This window comes from Variovorax sp. P4_D9 (assembly GCF_056401695.1).
Window position 1 is genome coordinate 1 of the sequence record NZ_JBFUIU010001456.1, and the last position, 1320, is coordinate 1320.

3 protein-coding genes are annotated in these 1320 nt (G+C 65.0%); all 3 read right to left on the minus strand.

All coding sequences use genetic code 11. The features are described from left to right. Window positions 1-202, minus strand: a 202-nt coding sequence (locus tag AC1DY5_RS55950) for a hypothetical protein (RefSeq protein WP_478122757.1), incomplete at its 3' end; no start/stop codon positions are given. A gap of 500 nt (window positions 203-702) precedes the next feature. Further along, window positions 703-1212 (minus strand): GNAT family N-acetyltransferase, encoded by a 510-nt coding sequence (locus AC1DY5_RS55955; RefSeq protein ID WP_478122758.1) that lies wholly within the window; start codon window positions 1210-1212, stop codon window positions 703-705. Further along, window positions 1209-1316 carry a type II toxin -antitoxin system TacA 1-like antitoxin gene (locus AC1DY5_RS55960; RefSeq protein ID WP_478122759.1) on the minus strand — a complete coding sequence of 36 codons (108 nt, stop codon included), beginning with the start codon at window positions 1314-1316 and terminating at the stop codon, window positions 1209-1211. The genes AC1DY5_RS55955 and AC1DY5_RS55960 overlap by 4 nt, the downstream gene beginning before the upstream one ends. Window positions 1317-1320: the final 4 nt, after the last annotated feature.

The window sequence follows — 1320 nt, forward strand, 5'->3', positions numbered from 1 at the left end:
CCATTGAGGTACCCGTGAACCGCCCGAGCAGTGCACCGAGCACCGTCATCGAGCGCAAGGTGAGCTTCACATCGGCCGCGACCAGGCCACCCAGCATCAGGAACCACAAGGCGGCCGCCAGCGCGCCGGCATGAGCGACGGCCGCGGTCGATCCGACCAGACTGCCGAGCAGCCATCGCCCGTCTTCCGTATGGTGCGCCACGCAACCCGGCCAGCAGCGCCAACGCCAGCGCAGGCACAAGATCCTCGGGGCTGGCCAGGAAGTGCATCAGGCGTCGTAGACCGGGCCCATCCCGGTCGTATTGAGGTGCGCTTCGGCAGGCCCGCACGCAGGCGCAAGGGCGAGCAGGGCGAGCGCGCGCACGAATCCAAGACGCGTTCGCGTGCATCACGCAAACGCCCTCCACATGAAGAATCCTCCTCCCTGCGACCCCCGTGCCGGCTGCCCGCAGCAGTGCCGCCCCCAGGGCGATCATGTCGTAAAGGCCGTAAGCGCGGCGAACTCCCATTCGGCCTCGGTCGACGAGCCTGGAACGTCGGAATCACCCAACCGCCTTTTTCGGTTCGCAGGATGCCTTCGGCGCGCTCGGTACGTCAGCAGCCTGGTAAGGAGGTGAAGAGGCGGAGGATGGGCCCGCTGAGTGCCGTGCAACTCTGCCTTCGCCGGGTAGTGGACCTACACCACGGAATGAGACGCGACCCTCAGCGCTTGCCGTCCACGCGGACACTGGCCAAAGACATGATCAAGGTCCGATGCGAATCTAGCAACCGTGTCAAACCATGATGCTGGTAGAAGTCGGCCGCTTGTTCGTCTTTCGCATCAACGACAAGGACTGCGGCGGGAATCTCGGAGCCAACAGCACGGCGTAGAGCATTGACCAGCAGGGCACTGCCCAAACCGTGCTTCTTAAATGCTTCATCGACGGCGAGGCGGCCCATGCGAATGGCCGGCACCGACCCGTAGCGCGGCAACTTGCGCCGCAGCGGGTCGGGCAGGTCGATCAGCGGCACGCTGGCCGTGGCCAAGGTGTAGTACCCGACGATGCGCCGTTCATCGGTGAGGGCAACGAAACAGGCCGCAACGCGGCGGCGGATATCTTGAGAGACCTGTTCGCGCAGGTAGCGACCCAGCTCCGGCGTTCCGCAATGGAACTGAGTTCGGTCATGTGCAGAAGCATCCAGCGCCGCGATCAGGAAAGACGCGCGAGTCACTCCGTTCGCAGCAGCTTGTCGTGCCGCGCCATTGCCCGCTTGAGTGCGGCATTGGTCGCCGGGGGCGACAGCAGCACATCGGCAAAACGTTGCTGGTCGGCCAACGAC